The sequence below is a fragment of the Acinetobacter wanghuae genome, from assembly GCF_009557235.1.
Taxonomy (GTDB): Bacteria; Pseudomonadota; Gammaproteobacteria; order Pseudomonadales; family Moraxellaceae; genus Acinetobacter; species Acinetobacter wanghuae.
Window position 1 is genome coordinate 1,307,568 of the sequence record NZ_CP045650.1, and the last position, 25,424, is coordinate 1,332,991.

A 25,424-nucleotide genomic window follows, 5' to 3' on the forward strand; every position below is an offset into this window, starting at 1 on the left:
AACAATTAAGCTTTAACTTTCTTGCTACGGTAGTCTTCTACAGCTGCTTTAATCGCATCTTCAGCAAGAACAGAGCAGTGTACTTTTACAGGTGGTAGAGCAAGTTCAGTTGCAATATCAATATTTTTGATTGCTTGTGCTTGATCTAAAGTTTTACCTTTTAGCCATTCAGTCACAAGTGAACTTGATGCAATTGCAGAACCACAACCATACGTTTTAAAGCGTGCTTCTTCAATAATGCCGTTGTCATCAACTTGGATTTGTAGGCGCATTACGTCGCCACAAGCTGGTGCACCCACCATACCAGTACCCACATTTTCAGCATTTTTGTCTAAAACACCAACGTTACGTGGGTTTTCATAATGATCAATTACTTTTTCGCTATAAGCCATGTTGCGTCTCCAAACCTCGGGGTCAGCCTTAATTTAAATATGGGGGTAAAAAAACATTTATCAATGAGATCACCATGATTAAATGGCAATCTCATGACAGAATTTAGTGCTCAGCCCATTCGACTGAAGAAAGGTCAATCCCTTCTTTATACATATCCCAAAGCGGAGAAAGTTCACGTAACTTCTCAACAGCAGCTTTAGTGACAGTGAGTACTTGGTCAATGTCAGCTTCAGTGGTGTATTTACCGAAACTGAAACGAATTGAGCTATGTGCAAGTTCATCGGTTAAGCCCAATGCACGAAGTACATATGAAGGCTCAAGTGTTGCAGATGTACATGCTGAACCTGAAGATACCGCAGCATCTTTCAGTGCCATCATCAGTGATTCACCTTCAACAAAGTTGAAGCTTACATTTAAGTAGTTGGCAACGTTTTGAGTTTCATGACCGTTTAAGAACACTTGTTCAAGATCACGTAAACCATTCCAAAGTTTGTCACGAAGGACACGGATGCGTGCTTGTTCAGATGCAAGGTTTTTACCTGCAAGTTCAAACGCTTCACCCATACCCACAATTTGATGCGTTGCGAGTGTACCTGAACGCATACCACGTTCATGACCACCGCCATGAATTTCAGCTTTTAGACGTACACGAGGGCTACGACGCACAAACAGTGCACCAATCCCTTTAGGACCGTAAATTTTGTGAGCAGAGAAGCTCATTAAATCGACTTTCATGCTTGAAAGATCGATGTCCACTTTACCTGCAGCTTGTGCAGCATCGACATGGAAGAAGACTTTCTTCGCACGGGTGATTTCGCCAATGGCAGCCACATCAGTCACTGTACCAATTTCGTTGTTGACCATCATGAGGGAAACAAGAATGGTATCTGGACGAATATGTGCTTCAACCATTTCAGGGGTAATTAAACCCGTTTGTGGTTGTGGCTCAATATACGTAATTTCGAAACCTTCAGACTCAAGCTCACGGCATGTATCTAAAATTGCTTTATGTTCAATTTTAGAGGTAATGATGTGCTTGCCTTTTGATGCATAGAAATGAGCAACGCCTTTAAGGGCTAAGTTGTCAGATTCTGTCGCGCCTGAAGTCCATACGATTTCACGTGGGTCAGCTTTAACCAAGTTCGCCACTTGTTCACGTGCGTATTCAACTTTCTCTTCCGCTTGCCAACCATACGCATGCGAACGCGATGCAGCATTACCAAAAGTACCATCAAAGGTTAAGCATTCCATCATACGTTCTGCGACTTGTGGGTCTACAGGAGTTGTCGCTGCATAATCAAGATAAATCGGACGTTTCATGTCAAATACCTGTAACCGATAAAAGGGCTGAATCAAATGATGCTGAGTTTTGGCGAAGTGAAACGGTTTGAACGTTATCACGTGCAACTAAGTCAGCAAGCGAGATTTTCGCAAGATAATCGGCAATGTGGTGGGAGAGTTCCTGCCATAAATCATGAGTCAAGCACATTGCACCATTTTGGCAGTTGCCTTTGTGGTCGCAACGTGTTGCATCAACAGTTTCGTTTACAGCTTCAATAATTTCTAACACAGTGATATCGGCAGCAGCACGAGCAAGGTGATACCCACCATTGGCACCGCGTACGCTTGACACGAGGCCGTGACGCTTGAGTTTGGCAAATAACTGCTCTAGATAAGCAACAGAAATCGTTTGTCGAGCTGCAATTTCAGCAAGCGTGATCGTTTGTTCAGTTGGCTGCAAAGCTAGATCAAGTAGAGCAGTCACTGCGTAGCGACCGCGAGTGGTTAGGCGCATGATTCGATACACATGGTTAGACTAGATGTGTCGATTTTATGAATCCTGACTAAAATAGTCAAGTATTATTATTGATGCTTTAGACTAAAGAATTGTTCTCTAAAAAGAACAATTTAGGTGGATATCCAATTATATACTAATAACGTGATTAAGAGTATAGAAAAAATGCTAAAGAAGATGTTGATGCGCTTTTGACGGCGTTCAATTCGCTTTAAGCGATTTTTATATTGTTTCACCTGTACTTGCAATGTATTGATACTTGAACGTTGTTGTTCAATTTTTTCTAAAAGCGGTGCAATACGATTTTTAGAAGCAATGACATCATCTTCATTGGCAGGTTCAGCGAGCCATAATTTCCAATCTGATAACAGTTTTGGCACACTTAAAAGCGTCAATAAATCACGAAATTCATCTTTTAAAACTTTATTACCGTCTATACGCATGGTTTTAATGCTGCGTCGATTACCAAAAATGAAAATTTTGATTAAATCAGCGAGCGTGGTGCGAATATCGAGATCAACAATTTTGTTTGGCGCTTTATGATCAAATAAAAGTCCATTTTCGGTAAATTGTAAATAGATGTCGAAGTAAGGGATGTAGCTATTTACTTTAATGACAATATTGTCATCAACAAACTTCTTCGCTTGTAATGCCACAACACGGTCGTGTTTTAGAATAAATGTAAATATTGTTTCTAAAACAATTAAAGTCATGGTTAACAACAAGTGTGGTTGCTTTTGACTCTGTTGTGATTCACTCATAAATACAACCAATCCTTACCTGAAAAGTGAAATAAATAAGCATCCTGCTTGTGCTAATCTTTCAGGGTTCCAACAAAAAAGACTTGAAATAAATTGCTTTGTAGAACAGTTTAACAAATCTATCAAGTGCTATATTTGCTATTATGCTGTGATTTTGTAGATTTATATGAATTTTTTGATTAAAAAACAATCATCAGGAGACCGGCGCATGGACAAGTCAACAATCGCGCAAGAAGAAGATCCTCAATTAAATGAAAAGACGGTGAAAGTGAAGCAGAGATCGAGTTCCGATCGTAAATCGGTATTGGACTTCAGGAAGTATACCAAGCAAATTTGGTTGGCTGGACTCGGTGCATTTTCGCGTGCAGAGGAAGAAGGCAACAAGCTTTTTGACTCGCTGGTTCAAGTTGGTGAAGAGCTTGAATCTAAAACGTCTGAAATTGCCGATCAAACTGTGGAAAAAGTCTCAGAGAAGGCCAAAGAATCTGTCACAGATACCAAAGATAAAGTCGAAAAACTGATTGATAGCTCTGTTCATCATTCTTTGAATCGGATAGGATTAGTGACATTGAAGGACGTACAATATTTAGAAAGGCTCATCCTTCAATTACATGAGAAAGTAGATTTACTCAGTGCTGAGCTAGATAAAAAGCAGCCAGAATCAACGAAAAAATCACAATAAAAGTGACTTTATTCATTATTCAATGTTTTTTCGCATATTTTTTGAGAAAAAAGAGGTCCAAGAGTATTGCGTTTAGCCCTAAAGCATTGTTATAAAGTCGATATGGCAATTTATACAAATTTCTTGGACCTTAAATAAACGAAATTAAGAGGACGTAATTTTCATGAATAAATCAGAATTAATTGATGCAATTGCAGCAAATGGGGGATTATCTAAAGCTGACGCAGGTAAAGCTTTGGATGCTACAATTGCGTCTATTACTGAAGCACTAAAATCAGGTGACACTGTTACTTTGGTTGGTTTTGGTACTTTCGGTGTGAAAGAACGTGCTGCTCGTACTGGTCGTAACCCACAAACTGGCGCAACGCTTGAAATTAAAGCAAGCAAAGTACCAAGCTTTAAAGCGGGTAAAGGCTTGAAAGATGCTGTTGCTTAAGTTTATTAAGTGATGAAACGCGCCAATCTTGGCGCGTTTTTTATTGATTAAATGAATTGATCTGATTAACGCATTCATTCGCTCCGTGTTTTCGGTTAAAATTCCACGCAATTAGAATATTGGAATACTTATGGAATCTTTTCGTAAAGTTATTAAGGGATGGTTGGGCAAGGTTTTACTCGTTCTCTTTTTGACCCCTTTAGCACTTGTAGGTATTGAAGGATATTTTAGCGGAGGAAGCTCAGATCGCGTTAAGTCTGTAAATGGCACCGATATTTCTCAAAAAGAATTAGAGTCTCTGACAAAATCGTTCAAAGAACAGTACCTAACTTATGCCAATGGTGATGAAACGCTTTTGAATCAGAGTTTTATTGATCAAAAAGCGATGGATACATTGGTTGCGCGTACTGTCCTACTACAACATGCGGAAAAACTTGGCATTAGTTTAAGCGATCAACAAATCGTGCAAATGATTTCTCAACAACCAAGCTTCCAACAAGATGGTAAGTTTTCAGATGCATTATTTGAAAATTACTTGAAGTCGGTGGGAATGACCAATCGTGCCTTGATTGAAAGCTTGCGTAAAGATCATGCGCTGAAAATGTTGTCTTCGACCTTCCTTGATAATCCACTGGTGAGCCCAGTTGATTTAGAACAGATTACCAATTTGCAAACTGAGCAACGTCATGTACACATTGCCAGCGTAAATTTGGATAACTATAAAAAAGACATCAAGGTATCTGATGCTGAAATTGCAGCATATTATGAAAAACATAAAGCAGCCTTTAAACAGTTGACCAGTGTTGATGTGGATTATGTGGTGGTCAAGCCGACTGACGTCGCGGCATCTGATGTAACAGCAACAGATGCAGAGCTGCAGGATGCTTACAACACTTTCGTTGCAGCACAAAAGAAAGCAGTTAAACCTGAAGTTAAACATATCTTAATTACTGCTGATGGTCGTGATGAAGCGGCTGCGAAAAAATTAGCAGCTGATGTGGCTGCGAAAATTAAAGCCGGCACATCATTTGCTCAAGCGGCAGCGCAATATTCAGAAGATCCTGAGTCAAAAGGCAATGGTGGTATGTTGCCTGCTTATGAAGAAGGTGTTTTTGGTACTGCATTTGACCAAGCAGTAAGTTCACTTCAATCTGGAGCTGTATCAGCACCGATTAAAACTGAATATGGTTATCACCTCATTGCAGTGCAATCAGCTGCAGTAAAAGTGCCATCATTTGAAGCTGAAAAAGCACGTCTAAATGCCGAAGTCATTGCATCGAAGAAAGCCAATGCCTTCTCTGATACGGTTAATAGCCTTAATGATCAAGTGGTAGGCAGTGATTCGCTTGATGTGGTTGCGCAAGAACTGAAAACAGTACGTGTGCAATCTGCCAAAGGTGTGACTTTAGCGACAAAAGATCCTTTGCTGAGCGATGCTAATGTTAAAGTAAAATTGTTTAATACCGATGTGAAAAATGGTGATCGTAATGCATCATCAAGCATTCAGTTGAGCAATGGCGATGTGGTTTGGGTGAAAGTTCGCAATTATCATGCTGCAGGTGAACAAACACTGGCTGAAGCGAAACCACGTGTTAAAAACAAATTGATTGATGAAAAAGCCTATAGCAAAGCCAAGGCACAGATTCAAAAGACATTAGATGAGTTTAAAACTCAGCCAGCCGCATCTGTAAACAAAGGCAGTTTAGTCTTTGCTGATGCAGGATTATTCACACGCGCGGAAGGTTTGCTCAAACGTGAAGTTCAACGTGCTGCATTTAGTGTAAAAACACCAAAAGCGGGTCATTGGTCTGTTGCGACTGCAACATTGCCAAATGAATTGGTGGTTGTAGCAGTATCTGAAGTGAAAAAGAATTCTGCTGAAGTACTGAGTGCTGAGCAACGTGCAGAGTTGGTGAAACTGTATCAACAACTTCGTGGTCAACAAGAATTTGATGATTACACGCGTTATTTAAAAGCGAATGCAAAAATTAAATAATCTATAAGCACTAAAAAAACCAGCCTTAGGGCTGGTTTTTTTAGCTTTGAAGACAAGATTCTATCAAAAAATCATGTCTTTATTGAGTACTTTTCATCGCTTAAATGGAGCAAGCTTATGAACGAATCTTTAGCTCATAACCCGTATATTTACGAATATTAATCACGCCTGTATCCAAAATCAGATACTGACCTTTAATCCCGTTTAATTTGCCACGAATAATCGGAGTTTTATCTAAATTGTGCGATTTTACTTTTTCGGGATAATGCGCAACAGGGTAAATAAACTCACGTGGCAACTCTTGCTCTAAAATTTCCACATTTTCATTAAAATCAAGATTCATACTGAACTCATCGCGAATTTCTTGGATTTGCGGTGCGAATTCTTCAAGTAAATTGTCTCGGATTTCAAGCAGATCAATCGGTGCAGCTTCACCTTTAAGTAACTTACGCCAATCGGTTTTATCAGCCACTTGTGCCCCAAACATGGTTTCAAGCTGACCTGAAAGGCGACGTGAACCGACTTGCATGATTGGTAAGGCTTGAGTTGCTCCTTGATCAAGCCAACGTGTAGGCATTTGTCCGAAACGTGTAATTCCGACTTTAAGTGCACTGGAATTGGCTAAATAGACAATGTGCGGTTGAAAGCAAACACTCTGTGCAAAACTTTCTTCACGGCAAGTGCCTAAATGGTGGTGACAGGTTTCAGGCTTCATAATGCACATATCACATGAAGCTTTGGTCTTAAAGCATTTAAAACAATGACCTTGAGAGAATGATTTATTGGTTTTATTTCCGCAAGAAACACATATAATCTTACCGGTCCACTCAATCTCAATGTCTTCGCCTAAACTGAAAGGTAAATCAATTTCTGAGCGATCTAGAATGAATTTATACTCAACATTTGCCTGTTGTATATGTTGGTCAGTTACACTGAGGTTGCAAAGACCCGCGTGCATTTTATGACAAATGCCCTGAAGTTCCATAAAAAATACTCACTTAAAACATAAGGATGCAGTTAATGGCTGAACAGAATGTCATCACTTCGATGCTAGACGATTTTGCGCAGGAGCAGCCAATCCACACTGCAATTTGTATTGGGCAAGATTTAACCCAAGTTCAATGTCATCAATCTATTCTCTGGCATCATTTTAGCGTATCTGCATTTTTAAATCTGCCTTTTCAGCAGCGATATGATATGGGCGTAGTCATGTTGGATTCATCTGAAATGCAAGATTTAGACACGCAAAAAATGAGCCAAATTTTAGTAAAATTACGTGATTTATTTGCTAAGCGCTTGGTGGTGGTGAGCCGTTTGCAAGATGAAAAATTATTACGTGCATTAGGTTTTACTCAGCTTATTGATAAAACCACACATGAGGCTGATTTTGCCTTATGGCAATTTAATATTTTGACCTATAAGCATGTACCTGATTGGTTTAATTCAAAATTTTGGGCAAATCCTGAAAATTGGGATAAATTCCGTTGGTAATAGGCATATTTTTGCAAATCTTAACAATTTCATCGACTCAACTTGCTGAGACACCTCGTATTCTATAGATAAATTAATATGGAATATGAATATGACAAATTTAAGCAATATTGTGGAAATCTTAGCGAAGCAAGCGATGGGTCATCAAGCGAATCCATCTTCTAACAGCTCACAAGCACAAGGTGGTTTGGGCGGAATCTTAGGTTCTGTATTGGGGCAGTTGGGTGGTGGTTCAACTCAGAATAATCAGCAAGGTGGCTTGGGTGGGATTTTAGGTTCTGTACTTGGACAGTTAGGCGGGAGCAATCAACAAGCATCGCCAAATATGGGCGCTAAAGGTGGATCTACAGGTAAGACTTTATTGATTGCGGTTTTACCGATTGTTCTTGCATGGATTCAAAAACAAGGCGGTATTCAGGGTGCTTTGGATAAACTCAAGGGGCAAGGTCTAAGCAGTCAGGTGGATGATTGGGTGTCTACAGGTCCGGGCGATAATGCCAGTGTTCAGCCACAGCAAGTGCAAAGTTTATTTGATGATCAAGAGATTGAACAAGTCGCAGCACAAACTCAAGCACCTAAAAATGATATTTACCAAGCGATCACGCAAGTGCTGCCTGAAATTATTGATTCGTTAACCCCAAGTGGTGAAAAAACCAATAAGCAAGAAGCCAATGATGATATTCAAAATGTTTTAAATATGGTATCAGGTTTTCTGAAAAAATAATGCTGCATCGCCGACATTCTGGCCTTTAGGCTGGGATGTTTTAATCTTGCGCTAAACTAAATAGTCGATTGGATGGGCTGATTTTCTTGGCAATGTAATGTGATTTGCGTAGGCGAATCAAAATAATTTGTGATTGAATTTCAAGCTCACCAAATTCGGGTTCTACGTGTACATAGTGCAATTGACCAAATTCATCTCTGACACGTGCTTGCGCTGAAAAACCGGGGCGTGCGCTACCACTCGAGATGGTTGCTAATCTGCCGAGTAAATTGACATGAGTTTTCTTGTATTTGGGTGGAATAACCTGATCAAGGCAATGAATCATAAATACGGTAAAGAAAATAGCAATAATCAGCGCTGGAATAATTAAATAATAAGCAGGAAAAAATTCTTGTTCTTGGGAATAGACAAAAAATTGTAAAACATAACCCGCATAACTAAAGTTCATGAGCAGGAACAAAATAATCAAGCTTTTGGAAAACTTTACATTTAATAAGGGCAGATGTTCTAAACGACTTGGCGCAAACTTTTTAATAAATTGACTTGGACGGAGTTTGAGGTAAAAACCAATGGTTTCGACCACGCCTAACAAAATTACGGTCATTAAGCTTAAATGAAATGGCATTAAGTCATAATTCAGTAAAAATGCAGGCATGATCAATATCCATTTAATTATTCTGTGAGGTAAATTCCACCATCAGAATGAACGTTAATTGCCACTTTTTCAAGTGCTTGACCTTGGCAAGGACCCGAAATACATTCACCAGTTTCAACCGTGAATAATGCACCATGCGTTGAGCACTCAATAAACTCTTGATCACGATCTAAAAACTGGTTCTCAAGAAATTCAAGTTCAACTTGTAAATGCGGACACAGGTTCTGATAGGCGTAAAAGCTGCCATCACGTTGTGTAATAAAAATGATATCGCCTTCAGGTGTTTCAAACGCGCGTGCTTCACGCTCAGGGATATCATCGGTCATGCACAATTTAAACATTAAGCACATTCCTTTTGAAAGTCCGTCAGTAGAGCAGCATAGTCACGAATCGCTAAGCGTGGACCATACTGTGAAACCACTTGACTAGAGATTAAAATCGCAAGTTCTGCTGCGGTATTAAATCCTAAGCCAGCATTTAAAGCATAAAGGAATGCACCTGCGAATGCATCACCCGCACCATTGGTATCAACTGCAATCACAGCACGACCCGGGACATTAAAGGTCTGTTCTTGGGTCGAAATTAGGGCACCGCTTGATGATAATGTAATGACAACGTGTTGGCTTAATGTTTTGAGTTTCGCTAAAGCTGCATCAATGTGATCCGTTTGGGTATACATGAGCGCTTCTTGCTCGTTGCAGAACAATAAATCCACACCTTCTGCAATCATTTCATCTAAGCCTGTACGCGCATATTGCACCATTGCAGGATCAGAAAGCGTTATTGCGATTTGAACACCATTGGCTTTGGCAATCTCACGTGCTTGTTTAACTGCAAGACGTGCAGAGTCAGACGTTGATAAATAGCCTTCAATATACAGCCATTTTGCAGTCTTTAACGGCTCGAAATCGATTTGTTGTTCGGTAAGCTCTGCGGTAATCCCCAAATAAGTATGCATTGTGCGTTCAGAATCTTCACTGACCAATACCATACAGGTACCAGTGACACCCTCACTGATCGATTTTGTAGTTGTCGCAATATTGGCTTCATTTAAACCATCAAGGTACACTTGACCGAGCTCATCATTGCCGACACGGCACGCGTAAAATGCTGAACCACCAAGGGCTGAAAATGCTACAGTGGTATTGGCCGCCGAACCACCCGAAGCTTGACCTTTATAGACTTGGCTTGCTTTTAAATGTTTAAATAAATGAGATTGAATTTCACCATCGCAAAGCTGCATCGTACCTTTTTGCAAATTTTGTGCAGTTAAAAAGTCATCTGAAACTTTAAATTCTTGGTCAATTAGTGCATTACCAATTGCAAAAAGATCAACATTTGCCATGTTTGAAATCACATCAAAAGAATGAAAGGCTTAAGTTTACACCAATGTTTTAGCAAGCTGTAGAGAGCCGCCTGATTTTAAAATGCGTTCTATTTATATCGCTTAGCGTTGTTTCTGATATTTAGTTTAATAATCACATTTTTTTAGCATTTAAAGCCGCTTGCCATTGCATTGTAGTGCTTATTTTATTTATAACTAAGCTTCATTTTTATTTCATTTATAAAAATGATTTCACTAAAACAAATTTAGTAGTGTGAATATGGATATTAAAATCGTAAAAGCTGAACAACTCCCAGAGCAAATCGAGACATTGGCAAAGCTCGCCCGTAAAGAAGGTTATGATTTAATTGATAAGCTTATAGAGGAATATCACACCGGGAAAAACTGTTTTAGTCATGAAAATGAATATCTAGCCTTGGCATATGATGGCGACAAGTTGGTCGCATGTGGTGGTTTAAACCAGCAATGGGGTGATCATGTGGTGGAGGCGAGAATAGGACGCGTGCGTCGCTGTTATGTGCATCCGAAATATCGTCAACACGGTGTTGGTAAACAATTACTTGCGTTTTTAGAGCAATTGGCACGTCCGCATTATTCGGCTTTATGCTTGCATACCGATACCAAGCTTGCGGCAAGCTTTTATCAAAAGCAAAACTATGTCTTTGTCGAAAATCATCCAAACTACAATTATTTTAAATATTTGATTTCTTAATCTCATGATTTAATTTCGTTACAGTCTAGAGATCAGACTTGATGATTGCCATGCTCAATCATCAAGTTTACCTAATTCGATCAAAATGCTTGGTTTTGAGCGTGAATATTCTGAATAACTACCGCTATAATGTTATCAGTTAATATTGAATCAAAAATTAGGAGATCGCATGACTGTAGATGTCACTGAAACCATTTCTCACACTGTTCACCCTGCGTTTCAGTTGGTACGTCAACACCATGTTGAAGCTTTAGACATTGCGGTGTCTGAATATAAACATAAAGTGACTGGCGCCATTCACTATCATTTGGCGACAAATCACGACGAAAATGTCTTTTTAGTTGCATTTCGTACGCAACCGATGGATTCAAAAGGCGAAGCGCATATTTTGGAGCACACAGCGCTGTGTGGTTCTGAAAAATTTCCTGTTCGAGACCCGTTTTTCTTAATGATTCGTCGCTCGCTGAATACATTTATGAATGCATTTACAGCGGCAGATTGGACGGCATATCCATTTGCAACACAAAATGCGAAAGATTTCCAAAACTTACTTGAAGTTTATATGGATGCTGCATTTGCAGCGAATCTGAATCCGCTTGATTTTGCGCAAGAAGGCATTCGTATTGAGCTTGAAAATGGCGAACCTGTTTATAAAGGTGTCGTTTTCAATGAAATGAAAGGTGCAATGAGTTCACCTTCAGATCAGCTCTATCATTCATTAGCGCATCATTTATTCCCAACCACGACCTATCATTACAACTCAGGCGGTGATCCGAAAGACATTCCTGATTTGACTTACGAAGAATTATTACATTTCTATAAATCGCATTATCATCCTAGTAATGCCGTGTTCATGACCTTCGGTAATCAAAGTGCTTATGATCTACAAGAGCAGTTTGAAACGCTAGCATTATCAAAATTCGACAAAGGCGAAACCCTATATTCAATTCCTGAAACACGCTTAAGTGCACCTATTGCGGTCACAGATACTTATGCGGTAGATGGGGATGATCTTAAAGACAAGACTTATCATGTGCTTTCATGGTTATTGCCTGAAGCGAGCGAAATTAAACTACGTTTAGGCATGCGTTTGGTTGAGGGGATATTGTTAGAGGATTCAGCTTCGCCATTGCGTCATTATCTAGAAACCTGTGGTTATGCAGAAGCGACTGGTCCATTCATGGGCGTGGATGATTCAAACTTTGAAATGACCTTCTATTGTGCTGTACAAGGCTCAAATCCTGAACATGCTGAAGAGTTCAAACAAGGCGTATTTAACATCCTTGAAGATGTAGCTTCTAAACCCGTCGATCAAAACATGGTGGATGCGATTTTGCATCAAATTGAATTGCATCAACGTGAAATCAATGGCGATGGCACACCGTACGGCTTGAGCTTGATTTTGAATGGTTTAGGTAGTGCAATTCATCATCGCGATCCAGTTGAAGTGTGGGATGTGGATTCTGCGATTGCTGCGGTGAAAGAAGAACTCAAAGATCCAATGTGGCTATCCAATTTAATCAAAACACATTTGATTGATAATCCACATCGCGTACAGCTGACTTTAGTACCGGATGCTGAAAAATCGGCTAAAGACATTGCCGATGAAAAAGCACGTTTGGCTGAAATTGGTAAAAATCTAACTGAAGCACAAAAAGCGGACATTATTGCGCAAACTGAAGCACTCAATGTCCGTCAAGATACACCTGATGATTTGAATTTATTGCCGAAAGTGGGCTTGGAAGATGTGCCGGCTGAATTGCAAATTGTGCAAGGTCAACTGCGTGAAATCATCTCAAACCAAACGGATACGCCGTTGAATTTGTATCATGCAGGTACCAATGGGATTTACTACCAACAAGTGCTCGTACAAATTCCAGATGAAGTGGTGCAATCGCCGTATTTCAACCTCTTGTCGATTTTGGTCGGTGAAGTCGGTGCTGGAGAATATGACTATCTCACTTTCCAACAGCTACAAACAGCGGTCAGTGGTGGTCTAGGAATGGGTGCATCATTGCGTTCAAAAGTGGATGATAAACATAAGATCACCGCTTGGTTAACCTTAACCACAAAATCATTGGTGAATAACTTAGAAGCCATTCAATTGCTTAAAACAGGCTTTGAAAAGCTTCGTTTTGATGAAAAAGATCGCATCATTGAGTTATTGCAACAACGTAAAACCCGTTGGCAATCGCGTGTATCTGGCTCAGGTCATAGCTATGCAATGCAAATTGCATCACGTCATCATAGTGCTTTGGCATTACGTGATTATAAAAATACTGGCTTAGGTGCATTGAATTGGTTGGTTGATTTAGTCAATAAGATTGAACAAGATGATGCGGCCTATGAAGCGCTCATTACTGAGCTTAAAGCCATTCATCGTATATTGCTGCAAGCACCAAAACAGTTCTTGGTGGTGTGTGAAGAACCACAATCGGATCGTTTAGTTGCTGAAGTTCAAGACGTTTGGGACAAAGTTGACATTGAACAAACACCTGTGACTTTAACTCAAGTGAATCATGTTGTCGGAACACAAGATGAAGCGTGGTTAGTTCAAGCCAATGTGCAGTTCTGTGCGGCTGCGTATCCTGTGGTAGAAGTTTCACACCCAGATGCAGCACCTTTAATGGTTCTGGCTGCTTATTTGCGTAATGGTTTCTTGCATAGCGCTATTCGTGAAAAAGGTGGTGCATACGGTGGTGGCGCGAGCTACGATGGTAATGCATGTTCATTCCGATTCTATAGCTATCGTGATCCACGTTTAGCAGAAACTTTCCAAGACTTTGACGCAAGTTTGGACTGGATTATGAATGCACCACAACTCGAACATCAGCTTGAAGAAGCGATTTTAGGGCTGATTGCGGGTATGGATAAGCCAGGTTCACCTGCAGGTGAAGCAATTACCGCATGTTATGCTTATCTACATAAACGCACGCCAGCATTCCGTAAGCAAATGCGTGAACGTTTACTCGCTGTCACTTTAGATGACTTGAAACGAGTGGCGGAAACCTATTTAGTGAAACAAACAGCATCAAAAGCTGTGGTTGCACCCATGGCAAAACGTGAAACTTTAGAACAACTCGGATTTGTGATTCAACAAGTCCAATAAAATCATAAAAGGATAAGGGATGGCGCTTAAAATTTTTAAGCGCTCGACTTCAGTACTTGGCGTGACGCTGAGTACTTTTGTTGCAGCGCAGACGTATGCGGAAAATGTATCAAAAACCACGTTGAATGACAGCCCGATGCCAGCAACGGCTGAAGCGTGCGCAGCGGTGGAAACCAATGCTGAGCGATTGGCGTGTTATGATCGCGTGTTTAAGATGCCCGAAGTTGATATGCCATCATTGGTGTCTGAGCGTCGTGCTGCTGCTGAATTAGCGCCTGAACCTGAAACGATTACAGGTAAAATTGGGCAAGCAGTATCCAATATTTATGCTGCTGATGCGCCTGATTTAAAGCCGAATTTATCGTTAATGGATAGTCGGTGGGAACTGTCACCAGAAAGTAAACTCGGTACGTGGAATATTCGCGCCTATCAGCCAGTTTATTTAATGCCGGGTTTTTGGACGTCAAATAAAAACGAACGTCCACGCAGTGAAAATCCACAAAATACAGTCACAGATGTTGAAGAGCGACCATTAACGTCAATGGAAGCCAAGTTCCAATTATCGTTAAAAACCAAGGCTGTGGAAAATATCTTTGGCAATAATGGTGATGTGTGGCTGGGTTATACGCAAAGTTCACGTTGGCAAGTGTATAACGGGGGTGAATCTCGACCGTTTCGTGAAACCAATTATGAGCCTGAAGCCAGTTTGGTGTTTCGAACCAATTATGAAATTTTGGGTCTAAATTGGCGTATGTTTGGTTTAGGGATTAACCATCAGTCCAATGGCCGTTCTGATCCATGGTCACGTAGTTGGAATCGAGTGATGCTTAATTTCGGCTTCGAGAAAGACAATTTTTCTCTAATGGTGCGTCCATGGTATCGCATTGAAGAAGATTTCAAAGATGATAATAATCCAGATATTACCGACTATATTGGTCGTGGTGATATCACTGCATTTTATCGTTGGAAAGATCATGATTTTTCATTATTAATGCGTCATAGTTTTAAAGGTGGTGAGGATAATCGTGGAGCGGCACGATTTGATTGGTCATTCCCAATCAATGGTCGTTTACGAGGGAATTTTCAGCTCTTTGATGGCTATGGTGAAAGTCTCATTGATTATAATCATCGTGCGACTTATATCGGTTTAGGCGTGTCCTTAATGAACTGGTATTAATTGTCCTGACTTAAAAAAACCACGCATCATGCGTGGTTTTTTATTTTGTTCATTGCAGCATTAACCGATTTGAATTTCTGAAGGTGGATGTTTAAGTCGACTTCTTTTTGGTGTTGCAATGAAATAAGCAAGGGTTAAAGGACCTAATCTGCCGGCAAACATCAGTAACATGAGAATAAATAAACTCGCGGGTTGCAGCTCTTCAGTTACGCCACGGGATAAGCCGACAGTACAAGCAGCAGACACTGCTTCAAACAGTAAATCCAAAAATTCTAAATCAGGCTCTAGCACCAATAAGCTAAAGAAACCAATCATGACCAATCCTGCGGTAATACATACTACAGACAATGCTTTAAATGCAGTTTGCTTAGGGATCGAGTGTTTAAAGAGGCGAGTTTCATCTTCACGTCTTAAAAAGCTAATCACACTTAAAATTACGATAATAAATGTGCCGACTTTAATGCCGCCTGCAGTACTTAACGACCCACCGCCAATAAACATCAAGCACATGGTGACTAAAGTGGAGGCATTGGTCAGCTGATCCATAGGAACACTATAGAATCCAGATGAACGTGGCACGGTCGCATGGAACCATGCATTTACCGCCTGATCACCCAAGCTCATGAGACCGAGCGTTTGCGGATTTGATGCTTCTAATAGCCAAATGGTAATAAAAGCAAAAAGATTCAATCCACAGATGGTGGTGATAATCAGCTTGCTATTGGTGCTGAGTTTTTTCCAACGTTTATGGCGTTTGACATCCATCAGAACCAAAAAGCCCACACCGCCAATGATGTACAGCATACTAATGGTAAAGGTAATGAAATACTGACCCGAGAAGCTCATTAAACTATTGGGAAATAATGAGAACCCGCCATTATTAAACGCGGAAATACTATAAAACGCAGCATAGAAAAAGGCTTGGTTAAAATTATAGTCTTGCATCCACGCGATGGTTAGAATAATCGTACCGATCGCTTCAAAAAAGAGTGAATACAGGAAAACTGCTTTAATGGTATAGGTCACTTTTTTAAGACTGGTTTGCCCAATGGATTCTTGCGCCATCACTTGTTGCTTTAAACCGAGCTTTGGCGCAAGGCTCATCACCGCCAAAATAGCGAAAGTCATAAAACCCAAACCGCCACATTGCAACAGCAGCATAATGACCACTTTTCCAAAAACGGTATAGGCTTCACCAATGTTCACTACAGAAAGCCCCGTGATGGTGACAGCAGAAGTGGCAGTGAAAATGGATTGTAGCCATGTGACATCATTATGATGGGCAAAAGGCAGCATGAGTAAAGCAGAGCCAATCACGATTAAAATAAAAAAGCCCAGTGCTAATAAACTTGGTGGGCTGAGATTAATCGTTCGATTTTTTTCAATGATCTTTTTCATGCGTGCTTAAAGTACTTTGAAAGACGGCGTAGCGGTTCTAATAAACCCTCGACCACTAAAAAGTCATCAGTTTGTAAAATTAAATGAGGGTCTAAGCTGTATTGCAGGGTGTCGCCACGCTTATGCATTAAAGTTCTTACCTCAGGGACATGATCCATCAGTTGATGTAAACGCATGCCATTTTGATCTGCATGAATCTGAATTTTAACAATGAAATGATCATCTTCAAGTGCCATATAACGACTGACCATGGGGTAACTTAAAGACTGAGCAATGCGCACACCCATATCTTCTTCAGGATGAATGATCTTATTCACGCCCAAATGGGTCAAAATCATATGATGCGCTTTAGATTTGGCTTTGACCCAAATTTTTTCAACACCCATGTTCTTTAAATGTAAGACACACAAAATACTGGCTTCAATATCTTCACCAATGGCAACGACCACTGCTTCGCATTTTTGTACATTCAGTTCATCGAGCACATGTTCATCTGTCGCATCGGCAATCACGGCATGACTGAGCTGCTCAGAAATATTTTCAACATATTTTTTATTTAAATCGATGCCGATCACATCATGATTCAGACTCATCAGTTGGGTGGCAACCGTGGCTCCGAAACTGCCTAAGCCAATCACAGCGAATAATGCCATGGATGTTTAATCCTCTTCGTACTTCAATATGTATTTAAAAACTGCTGAAATTTTGCCATAAATTTTAAAGATTTAATCTAATCAACTTCATTTTAATTGTAGTTATCGAGTTAATCCGTTGCTTATTCAAACATAAAAAAACCGCCTCGAAAGACGGTTTTAAAACATTAAACGCTTATTTTAAGAAACGTTGATAACCTAAGTTGTTGGTAATTTCAAGATATGGATAAGTAATGCTTTCCAAGGTTTTAATCAAACCATCTGGGTTTTGCTGCGCATCTTCTGCTTCTAAGCCCACCAAGACACGACCTTCCGCTGCACCGTGGTTACGGTAGTGGAACAGGGTAATGTTATGTGTTGGACCCAGACGCTCTAAGAAAGTCAGCAACGCACCTGGGCGTTCAGGGAATTCCACACGGAATAGGCGTTCATTCTCGATATCGGCATGACCACCGATCAAATAACGAATATGCAATTTTGCGACTTCATCATCCGATAAATCATCGACGTCATATTGGAATTTCAATGTTTCATAGATTTCTTGACGTTCTTTTTCGCCATTTTTTAGACTAATGCCAACAAAGACTTGCGCTGCTGTGGCATCACTAGCACGGTAGTTAAATTCAGTAATATTACGACCTTGTAGTGCACGGCAGAATTTTAAGAACGCGCCTTTTTCTTCAGGAATAGTGACAGCAAAAATCGCTTCTTTACGTTCACCGAGTTCTGTGCGCTCTGCGATATAACGTAGGCGGTCGAAGTTCATGTTGGCACCGCACACGATCGACACCATATTTTTGCCTGTCAGACCATGTTCAGCGACATATTTTTTGATCCCTGCTAAAGCCATCGCACCTGATGGCTCAACAATACTACGGCATTCGTCATAGGTGTCTTTAATGGCTGCACAGATTTCGTCTGTATTAACAAGCACAACATTCGGCTCAACAATTGGCCCTGAATTGTCAGACTTTTGCAGACGAATCACATCAAATGGTTTTTCACCAATTTGTGCAACTGCTGTGCCATCGGCAAATAAACCTACAGACGGTAATATCACACGTTCATTGGCTTCTAAAGCAGCTTTTAAACAAGCAGATTCGTCATACTCGACAGGAATGACTTTAACATGTGGTGCAACATCACCTAAATAAGCCGCAACACCTGCGATTAAGCCGCCACCGCCTACTGCGACGAATACATACTCTACGTCACGCCATTGACGTAAAATTTCATTGGCAATCGTACCTTGACCTGCCATAACGAGTTCATCGTCATAAGGTGGAATAAAGGTCATCCCATCTTCTGCTGCGCGTGCAATCGCGTATTTATTTGCAACATCAAATGAATCGCCATGCAGTAAAACTTCACCGCCTAGGCGTTTTACCGCTTGAACTTTAATATCCGGTGTAGTCTTTGGCATGACAATAATCGCACGGATACCGAGTTTTTTGCCAGATAATGCTACGCCTTGTGCATGATTACCTGCAGATGCCGTAATGACACCACGTTCAAGTTGCTCTTTTGGCAATTGGCTAATTCGGTTGTACGCACCACGAAGTTTAAATGAGAAAACGGGTTGCAGATCTTCACGTTTAAAGCGGATGTTGTTATTGAGTCGTTCGCTAATTCGTGGCGCTGCCTCTAGAGGGGTTTCGATTGCAACATCGTAGACTGTTGCTTGTAATATTTGTCGAACCAAACGAGACAGCATGTTAATTTTCCATCTAACAGTTTAAAATAGTCGCTTATTGTAACAAACCATGTGGCTTAGCGGGTCAAAAATACTGCTAAAGTCCAAATTAGTTGAGTGAAGTCATGAGTCTATATGCAACCCAAGATGAGAAAAAGCAAGCTGCAGCCAAAGCGGCTTTAAAACACTTACCAAAAGGCGGCATTTTAGGCGTAGGTACAGGTAGTACTGTAAACTTCTTAATTGATCTTCTCCCAGAGCTTCAATTGGAAGCAGCTGTTGCAAGTTCTGAAGCAACTGCACAGCGTTTAAAAAAATTAGGTATTGAAGTGGTCGACATGAACTCTGTTTCAGGTCTTGACGCTTATGTGGATGGCGCAGACGAAATTGATCGTCATATGCACATGATTAAAGGTGGTGGTGCTGCACTGACTCGTGAAAAAATTGTTGCGTCTATTGCGAAAAAATTCGTATGTATCGTCGATGATTCAAAATGGGTGGAACAGTTGGGTCGTGAATTCCCACTCCCTGTAGAAGTGATTCCAATGGCGCGTTCTGCTGTAGCACGTAAAATTGTCTCTTTAGGTGGTGATCCTACTTACCGTGAAGGTGTAGTGACAGATAACGGTAATGTGATTTTAGACGTGCATAACTTGAATATCTTAAATGCACTTGAGGTTGAAAAAACACTGAACGATGTTCCAGGTGTGGTATGTAACGGGATCTTTGCATTAAACAAAGCAGATATTGCGATTGTTGCAACAGATAACGGTATTGAAGAACGTACTGCGGTTTAATTTTAATTTCCTGACAAAATAATCCCTCTAAATCTCCCTTTAAGAAAGGGAGACTTTAAAGCCCCTCTTTTACAAAGAGGGGTGTGGGGAGATTAAAAAAAGAACAACAATGACTCTATCCGAACTTCCTGAAATTCAAATCACCCGAAATCTACGCTCAACTCGGCTACGTCTACGCATAGATGGTCAGCAGATTAAACTGACGGCACCTGTATTTTGTACTCAACGCCAAATTCAAAATTTTATTCAGCAATCTGAAAGCTGGATGATCAAAACATGGCAGGCACAACAAGAAAAAAATCAACAGATTGATCGAAGTCTGCCGCTTGAATTAAAGTTATTTAATCGCGCTGCTCCCATTCAAATTACCTACCAAAGCCAAAAGCAAAACTTTATCTTTGACGATCAACAAAATTGTGTGGCTATCAGTGATCGTTATCCTGAAAGTTATTTAAAACAGTTTGTTATTGCATATGCGAAACAATATTTACCGCCGTATTTGCATCAGGTATCGCTTGAATGCGGGTTGTCATACCAAGTATGTCATATTCGTCAGCCCAAAACACGTTGGGGGAGTTGTTCTGCTAAACAGAATATTATGCTCAACAGTGGTCTTATTCTATTTGATGAGTCAATTGTGCGTTATCTTTGTGTACATGAACTTGCGCATACGCAGTACTTTGATCATAGTGTGCGCTTTTGGTCTTTGGTGCAAAAGTTTGATCCTAACCATAAAGTACATCGACAGATTCTAAAAAATACATCAATGCCATATTGGTGGTCGGAATCCTAAATCAAAAATGTATTAAGTCGCTTTAATGCGGCTTGATTTTTTTGAATTGATTAAATGTTTCATCTCAATGTTTGTATTGCTAATAAAACAGCCAATTACTCCTAAAATAGTTCAGAAAATAGGAACTTCCTGTCATACTAGCCGCATATAAGAAACAGCTATGTTGAGGTAGTCATCGTGATTTCAGTGGGTATTGTTGGTGGTACAGGTTATACAGGCGTCGAACTTTTACGTCTTTTGTTACGCCATCCGAATGTGCAAGTCACAACCCTGACTTCTCGCACCGAAGCTGGTCGTCGCGTTGATGCGATGTTCCCTAGTTTACGTGGACATACTGATCTTCAATTTTCTGATTTAGATTTAGACGTTCTTAAACAATGTGATGTGGTATTCTTCGCAACACCGCATGGTGTGGCAATGAAGCATGCAGAGGAACTCGTTGCTGCCAATACAAAGGTCATTGATTTAGCTGCAGATTTCCGTCTACAAGATTTAGCAGAGTTTGAAAAATGGTATGGCATGCAACACGCGTGTCCAGAATTATTAAAAGATTCAGTTTATGGTTTGTCAGAACTCAATCGTGAGAAAATTAAACACGCTCAGGTGATTGGGAATCCGGGGTGTTATCCAACGACGGTTCAACTCGGTTTAGCACCCGTTTTAAAATCAAGTGAAGCGTTGGTTAAACCTGAAAGTATTATCATTGATGCAAAATCAGGTGTTTCTGGCGCGGGTCGTAAAGCCAGTCTCAGTGGAATCTATTCTGAAAATGCAGATAATTTCAAAGCTTATGGCGTGGCAGGTCACCGTCATCATCCTGAAATTGTGGAGGCTTTAGAAAATATCTCAGGTCAAAAAGATGTGTTTGATCATATTCTTTTTGTGCCGCATTTGGTGCCAATGATTCGTGGTATGTTGTCGACCATCTACATCGATTTAACTGAAGCAGGTCAGGCAGCGGATTTACAGGCATTGTATGAAGCTTTCTATGCCAATGAAACGTTTGTAGATGTGATGCCTGCGGGCAGTTCGCCTGAAACGCGTTCGGTGCGTGGTGCAAACCAACTTCGTATTGCGCTTTATAAACCACAACCGACAAAATTGGTGGTTTTGGTGGCACAAGATAACTTGGTTAAGGGTGCGGCAGGTCAAGCAATCCAAAACATGAATTTGATGTTTGATTTTGCAGAAGATGCCGGTTTAACCAATATTGGTCTATTACCATAAGAAACGTATTTGAACTTCACACGCATTTAAATTTCGATTTAAATGTGTGTCTTGATTAAAGAAAAAGAGATCACGATGCCGAAGAATGAGTCAAACGAAACCATCCAAAATGATTCAACTGTTAAAACGCCGTTTATGAAAACCAATATGCCGTTGGTATTGGGTGCTGCAATTTTGGTGGTGAGTAGTGGATTACTGGGGTATACGGTTGGACATCGTCAAGGCTTAACCGTCGTCGGTTTTGATGCAGATGCTGAGCAATTGGTTGAAGTGGTTCAAAAGCAAAAGGCAAGCTTAGAAGCATTGAACAAAAGCTATAATGCCGCGGTTCAAGAACGTGATTTAGCGGTAAGTAACTCTAATGATCTCTACACCGGTATGAAAGTGGCGCGTGATGAACATGCACAAGCTGAAAGCTTAAGTGTGATCTATCGTGAAATTCTGCGTCAACGGGGTGGTATTGCACTGGCTGTGCAGCATTTAGGCATTAAACCTTTACCCGATAATGCTTACGAATATCAATTGGATCTCGTTCAAGTCAGCCCAAATCATCGTCGTGCCTCAGGCAGTGTTGAAATTCGTCTGATTAATGGCTCAGAAATTTTAGTGGTGCCCCTTGAAGATAAAAACTTTAATTTTGAAAATTACGAACGTTTAACGGGTCGCTGGACCATGCCGAAAGGCTTTAGCCCACAATTTATTGAAGTCCGTTTAACCGGTGGTGCAAAACCGATTGCTCGACGTTTTAGTTGGGGTAAAGGGAAACCAATTGAAAACCAATCTGCTATTTTATCGGAAATTCCGAAAACAGCAGCCAATGCAAATTAAGTGTGAATCTAAAATCTTATGCCAAGCAATAAACGTCAACCGTGTTTAAGCGAAATCAAGAACGCCTTTTACCAATCGGGCATTATCGATTGGCATATTCATCCGCGTTTAGAAAATGAACCGCTTGATGATGAAGAATCGGACATTGCGGTACAAACAGCACCACCAGAATTCAAACGTCCACCGATGTATGCTGTTGTTTTAATGAACGATGATTACACGCCGATGGAGTTTGTAATCGAAATTTTACAACAATACTTTGCAATGAATCTTGACCAAGCGACACAAGTAATGCTAACTGTACATTATGAAGGAAAAGGTGTAGCTGGGGTCTATCCACGAGACATTGCGGAGACCAAAGCGAACCAAGTCAATAATTACGCTCGATATCAAGGTCATCCTTTACTTTGCCAAATAGAGCCTAAAGATTAAGGGGGTTACATGCTCAGTCGTCAATTAGAAGTATCACTACGTTTGGCTGTCAGCATGGCTCGTCAAAAGAGACATGAGTTTCTCACAGTAGAACATTTATTACTGGCATTATTAGACAACGATTCTGCCGTAAATGCGCTCAAAGCATGCGGTGCAGATATTCTAGTGCTGCGTAAAGAACTCGAAGAATACGTTGAGCAACATACACCAAAGCTCGGTGAAAATAACGACCAAGCACCACATCCAACCGAAAGTTTTGATCGCATTTTGCAACGTGCTATTTTCCACGTGCAATCGAGCGGTGGCGACCGTACTGTTGAAGGTGCAGATATCTTGGTTGCGATGTATTCTGAGCGTGACTCCTTTGCCGTTTACTTATTGAAACGTCATCAAATCAATCGTTTGACACTCACACAATATTTGGCGCATGGTACACGTAAAGAAGAAGTCCACGCTGAAGAAGAAGTGGAAGAGCTTGATGGTGAAACAACCAGTTCTGCCAATTCAGGTCCACTTGATCTGTATACCACCAATTTAAACATTGAAGCGCAAAAGGGTAAAACGGATCCTTTAATTGGGCGTGAAAAAGAAATTGAGCGTGCTGCACAAATTTTATGTCGCCGTCGGAAAAATAATCCACTTCTTGTCGGTGATCCAGGGGTTGGTAAAACCTCGATTGCTGAAGGTTTGGCATGGCTGATTGTGAACGGTAAAGCACCAAAACCGCTTGAAAATGCTGAGATTTTTAGTCTTGATATTGGTGCATTGGTCGCAGGCACAAAATATCGTGGTGACTTTGAAAAACGTTTAAAACAACTTTTGAACGCTTTGAAAAAAAAACCCGATGCAGTTTTATTTATTGATGAAATTCATATGATTATTGGTGCAGGCTCAAGCATGGGTAGCAGTATGGATGCATCAAATCTGATTAAACCAGCACTGTCGAATGGTAGCTTACGTTGCATTGGTTCAACGACCTTCCAAGAATATCGTCAAGTCTTTGAAAAAGATCATGCTTTATCGCGCCGTTTCCAAAAAATTGATATCAATGAGCCTTCAATTTCAGAAACGATTGATATTTTACGTGGCTTAAAATCGAAGTTTGAAGAATTTCATTCGGTTGAATATGATGATCAAGCTTTGGTTTCTGCGGTTGAACTGTCTTCTAAATTCATCAATGATCGCTTCTTACCAGATAAAGCCATCGATGTGATTGATGAAGCAGGCGCGCAACGTCGCTTGAAAGCTGAGCAAGAAGATAAAACGATTACCGTTGAAAATATTGAAGATATCGTATCGAAAATTGCACGTATTCCACCAAAAACGGTGTCCAAAGATGATAAGAGTGTTCTAGAGCATCTTGAACGCGACCTAAAACGTGTCGTGTTTGGTCAAGATGAAGCGATTGAAGCGTTAGCATCAGCAATTAAACTTTCTCGTGCCGGACTGAAATCGCCCGACAAACCAGTAGGTAGTTTTGTCTTTGCGGGTCCGACAGGCGTGGGTAAAACAGAAGTGACCAAGCAGCTTGCCAAATTAATGGGCGTTGAATTGGTCCGTTTGGACATGTCTGAGTATATGGAGCGTCATGCCGTTTCACGTTTAATTGGCGCGCCTCCGGGCTATGTGGGCTTCGATCAAGGTGGCTTGCTCACCGATGCGATTCATAAGAATCCGCATTGCGTATTGCTTCTAGATGAAATTGAAAAAGCGCATCCAGATGTCTTTAATTTGTTATTGCAAATTATGGATCATGGGTCATTGACGGACAATAATGGGCGTAAATCTGACTTCCGTAATGTGGTGCTTGTATTGACTACCAATATTGGCGCAGAAAGTATTTCTCGAGTCAGCATTGGCTTCATGGATCAAGACAATAGCAACGATAACCAAGATGCAATGAAAAAAGCATTCTCACCAGAATTCCGTAACCGTTTGGATGGTGTGATTCAATTTAAAGCCTTGCAAAATACGATTATTGAAAATGTGGTCGATAAGTTCTTAACCGAACTACAAGCGCAATTGGATGATAAGAAAGTTGTGCTTGAGGTTGATCAAAGTGCACGTGAATGGATGTCTGAAAATGGCTATGACCGTTTGATGGGTGCACGCCCGATGCAACGTTTAATCCAAGAGCACTTGAAAAAACCACTTGCTGAAATGATTCTCTTTGGTGAGCTTGCTGAAAATGGCGGTAATGTGGCTGTTTCAGTGAAGAAAGAAAATGGTAAAGCAGTCGGTCTAAAACTTGAAGTGTTTGAAGATTCAACCGCTGAACCGGCTTAAATTTTCTGATGAGAAAAACCCGTGTAAACACGGGTTTTTTT

25 protein-coding genes are annotated in these 25,424 nt (G+C 40.6%); 14 read left to right on the forward strand and 11 right to left on the reverse strand.

Going from position 1 to position 25,424, the window contains the following annotated elements; translation table 11 throughout:
• Positions 1 to 5: 5 nt before the first annotated feature.
• The 4 genes from iscU to GFH30_RS06035 form a co-directional block, all read right to left on the reverse strand.
• On the reverse strand, positions 6 to 392 hold the full coding sequence (gene iscU / locus GFH30_RS06020; protein ID WP_153371367.1) for a Fe-S cluster assembly scaffold IscU: 387 nt from the start codon (positions 390 to 392) through the stop codon (positions 6 to 8).
• A gap of 103 nt (positions 393 to 495) precedes the next feature.
• The gene (locus tag GFH30_RS06025) at positions 496 to 1,713 is read right to left on the reverse strand and encodes an IscS subfamily cysteine desulfurase (protein ID WP_153371368.1); all 1,218 of its coding nucleotides are present in this window, start codon (positions 1,711 to 1,713) and stop codon (positions 496 to 498) included.
• 1 nt (position 1,714) lies between these two features.
• Positions 1,715 to 2,188: an Rrf2 family transcriptional regulator gene (locus GFH30_RS06030; protein WP_153371369.1), complete on the reverse strand. Its 474-nt coding sequence runs from the start codon at positions 2,186 to 2,188 to the stop codon at positions 1,715 to 1,717.
• Between the two features lie 113 nt (positions 2,189 to 2,301).
• Positions 2,302 to 2,949: a hypothetical protein gene (locus GFH30_RS06035; RefSeq protein ID WP_153371370.1), complete on the reverse strand. Its 648-nt coding sequence runs from the start codon at positions 2,947 to 2,949 to the stop codon at positions 2,302 to 2,304.
• Between the two features lie 208 nt (positions 2,950 to 3,157).
• Here GFH30_RS06035 and GFH30_RS06040 point away from each other — a divergent pair, with 208 nt between their 5' ends.
• The 3 genes from GFH30_RS06040 to GFH30_RS06050 all read left to right on the forward strand — a co-directional run bounded on the left by GFH30_RS06040 (position 3,158) and on the right by GFH30_RS06050 (position 6,063).
• A complete protein-coding gene (locus GFH30_RS06040; RefSeq protein WP_153373372.1) occupies positions 3,158 to 3,631 on the forward strand; it encodes a phasin family protein in 474 nt (157 codons plus the stop codon).
• A 163-nt stretch (positions 3,632 to 3,794) separates the two neighbouring features.
• A complete protein-coding gene (locus tag GFH30_RS06045; protein WP_153371371.1) occupies positions 3,795 to 4,067 on the forward strand; it encodes an HU family DNA-binding protein in 273 nt (90 codons plus the stop codon).
• A gap of 130 nt (positions 4,068 to 4,197) precedes the next feature.
• Positions 4,198 to 6,063, forward strand: a complete 1,866-nt coding sequence (locus GFH30_RS06050; RefSeq protein ID WP_153371372.1) for a SurA N-terminal domain-containing protein — start codon at positions 4,198 to 4,200, stop codon at positions 6,061 to 6,063.
• 115 nt (positions 6,064 to 6,178) lie between these two features.
• On the opposite strand, the gene GFH30_RS06055 is transcribed toward GFH30_RS06050, so the two are convergent.
• A complete protein-coding gene (locus GFH30_RS06055) occupies positions 6,179 to 7,048 on the reverse strand; it encodes a DUF2797 domain-containing protein (RefSeq protein ID WP_153371373.1) in 870 nt (289 codons plus the stop codon).
• A 35-nt stretch (positions 7,049 to 7,083) separates the two neighbouring features.
• Between GFH30_RS06055 and GFH30_RS06060 the strand changes: the two genes are divergently transcribed.
• Together GFH30_RS06060 and GFH30_RS06065 are read left to right on the forward strand one after the other, a co-directional pair.
• A complete protein-coding gene (locus GFH30_RS06060) occupies positions 7,084 to 7,554 on the forward strand; it encodes a DUF6231 family protein (RefSeq protein ID WP_153371374.1) in 471 nt (156 codons plus the stop codon).
• Positions 7,555 to 7,645: 91 nt separating this feature from the next.
• Positions 7,646 to 8,278, forward strand: coding sequence for a YidB family protein (locus GFH30_RS06065; protein WP_153371375.1), 633 nt, complete (start codon positions 7,646 to 7,648; stop codon positions 8,276 to 8,278).
• 40 nt (positions 8,279 to 8,318) lie between these two features.
• On the opposite strand, the gene GFH30_RS06070 is transcribed toward GFH30_RS06065, so the two are convergent.
• Genes GFH30_RS06070 through GFH30_RS06080 form a run of 3 tightly spaced genes read right to left on the reverse strand, consistent with a single transcriptional unit; the run spans position 8,319 to position 10,278 of the window.
• Positions 8,319 to 8,933, reverse strand: a complete 615-nt coding sequence (locus GFH30_RS06070) for an OB-fold-containig protein (RefSeq protein WP_153371376.1) — start codon at positions 8,931 to 8,933, stop codon at positions 8,319 to 8,321.
• A gap of 17 nt (positions 8,934 to 8,950) precedes the next feature.
• On the reverse strand, positions 8,951 to 9,259 hold the full coding sequence (locus tag GFH30_RS06075; protein WP_171501004.1) for a Rieske (2Fe-2S) protein: 309 nt from the start codon (positions 9,257 to 9,259) through the stop codon (positions 8,951 to 8,953).
• A gap of 14 nt (positions 9,260 to 9,273) precedes the next feature.
• Positions 9,274 to 10,278, reverse strand: a complete 1,005-nt coding sequence (locus tag GFH30_RS06080; RefSeq protein ID WP_153371378.1) for an adenosine kinase — start codon at positions 10,276 to 10,278, stop codon at positions 9,274 to 9,276.
• A 259-nt stretch (positions 10,279 to 10,537) separates the two neighbouring features.
• Here GFH30_RS06080 and GFH30_RS06085 point away from each other — a divergent pair, with 259 nt between their 5' ends.
• The 3 genes from GFH30_RS06085 (at position 10,538) to GFH30_RS06095 (ending at position 15,276) form a co-directional block, all read left to right on the forward strand.
• A complete protein-coding gene (locus GFH30_RS06085; RefSeq protein ID WP_153371379.1) occupies positions 10,538 to 10,990 on the forward strand; it encodes a GNAT family N-acetyltransferase in 453 nt (150 codons plus the stop codon).
• 169 nt (positions 10,991 to 11,159) lie between these two features.
• Positions 11,160 to 14,099: an insulinase family protein gene (locus GFH30_RS06090; protein ID WP_153371380.1), complete on the forward strand. Its 2,940-nt coding sequence runs from the start codon at positions 11,160 to 11,162 to the stop codon at positions 14,097 to 14,099.
• Positions 14,100 to 14,118: 19 nt separating this feature from the next.
• Complete coding sequence (locus tag GFH30_RS06095) at positions 14,119 to 15,276, forward strand: phospholipase A (protein ID WP_153371381.1); 1,158 nt, start codon at positions 14,119 to 14,121, stop codon at positions 15,274 to 15,276.
• Between the two features lie 60 nt (positions 15,277 to 15,336).
• Here GFH30_RS06095 and GFH30_RS06100 read toward each other — a convergent pair whose 3' ends face one another.
• The 3 genes from GFH30_RS06100 to ilvA form a co-directional block, all read right to left on the reverse strand.
• A complete protein-coding gene (locus GFH30_RS06100; protein WP_153371382.1) occupies positions 15,337 to 16,674 on the reverse strand; it encodes a TrkH family potassium uptake protein in 1,338 nt (445 codons plus the stop codon).
• Positions 16,671 to 17,327 (reverse strand): potassium channel family protein, encoded by a 657-nt coding sequence (locus GFH30_RS06105; RefSeq protein WP_153371383.1) that lies wholly within the window; start codon positions 17,325 to 17,327, stop codon positions 16,671 to 16,673. Before GFH30_RS06105 ends, GFH30_RS06100 begins: the two co-directional genes overlap by 4 nt.
• A 175-nt stretch (positions 17,328 to 17,502) precedes the next feature.
• Complete coding sequence (gene ilvA / locus GFH30_RS06110; RefSeq protein WP_153371384.1) at positions 17,503 to 19,041, reverse strand: threonine ammonia-lyase, biosynthetic; 1,539 nt, start codon at positions 19,039 to 19,041, stop codon at positions 17,503 to 17,505.
• Positions 19,042 to 19,145: 104 nt separating this feature from the next.
• Here ilvA and rpiA point away from each other — a divergent pair, with 104 nt between their 5' ends.
• The 6 genes from rpiA to clpA all read left to right on the forward strand — a co-directional run bounded on the left by rpiA (position 19,146) and on the right by clpA (position 25,383).
• Positions 19,146 to 19,817: a ribose-5-phosphate isomerase RpiA gene (gene rpiA / locus GFH30_RS06115; RefSeq protein WP_153371385.1), complete on the forward strand. Its 672-nt coding sequence runs from the start codon at positions 19,146 to 19,148 to the stop codon at positions 19,815 to 19,817.
• A 109-nt stretch (positions 19,818 to 19,926) separates the two neighbouring features.
• Positions 19,927 to 20,610, forward strand: a complete 684-nt coding sequence (locus GFH30_RS06120) for a YgjP family zinc-dependent metalloprotease (protein ID WP_153371386.1) — start codon at positions 19,927 to 19,929, stop codon at positions 20,608 to 20,610.
• 177 nt (positions 20,611 to 20,787) lie between these two features.
• Positions 20,788 to 21,837 carry an N-acetyl-gamma-glutamyl-phosphate reductase gene (gene argC / locus GFH30_RS06125; RefSeq protein WP_153371387.1) on the forward strand — a complete coding sequence of 350 codons (1,050 nt, stop codon included), beginning with the start codon at positions 20,788 to 20,790 and terminating at the stop codon, positions 21,835 to 21,837.
• Between the two features lie 75 nt (positions 21,838 to 21,912).
• The gene (locus tag GFH30_RS06130) at positions 21,913 to 22,665 is read left to right on the forward strand and encodes a DUF6776 family protein (protein WP_153371388.1); all 753 of its coding nucleotides are present in this window, start codon (positions 21,913 to 21,915) and stop codon (positions 22,663 to 22,665) included.
• An 18-nt stretch (positions 22,666 to 22,683) separates the two neighbouring features.
• The gene (gene clpS / locus GFH30_RS06135) at positions 22,684 to 23,097 is read left to right on the forward strand and encodes an ATP-dependent Clp protease adapter ClpS (RefSeq protein WP_153371389.1); all 414 of its coding nucleotides are present in this window, start codon (positions 22,684 to 22,686) and stop codon (positions 23,095 to 23,097) included.
• A gap of 9 nt (positions 23,098 to 23,106) precedes the next feature.
• A complete protein-coding gene (clpA, locus tag GFH30_RS06140; protein ID WP_153371390.1) occupies positions 23,107 to 25,383 on the forward strand; it encodes an ATP-dependent Clp protease ATP-binding subunit ClpA in 2,277 nt (758 codons plus the stop codon).
• Positions 25,384 to 25,424 lie beyond the last annotated feature (41 nt).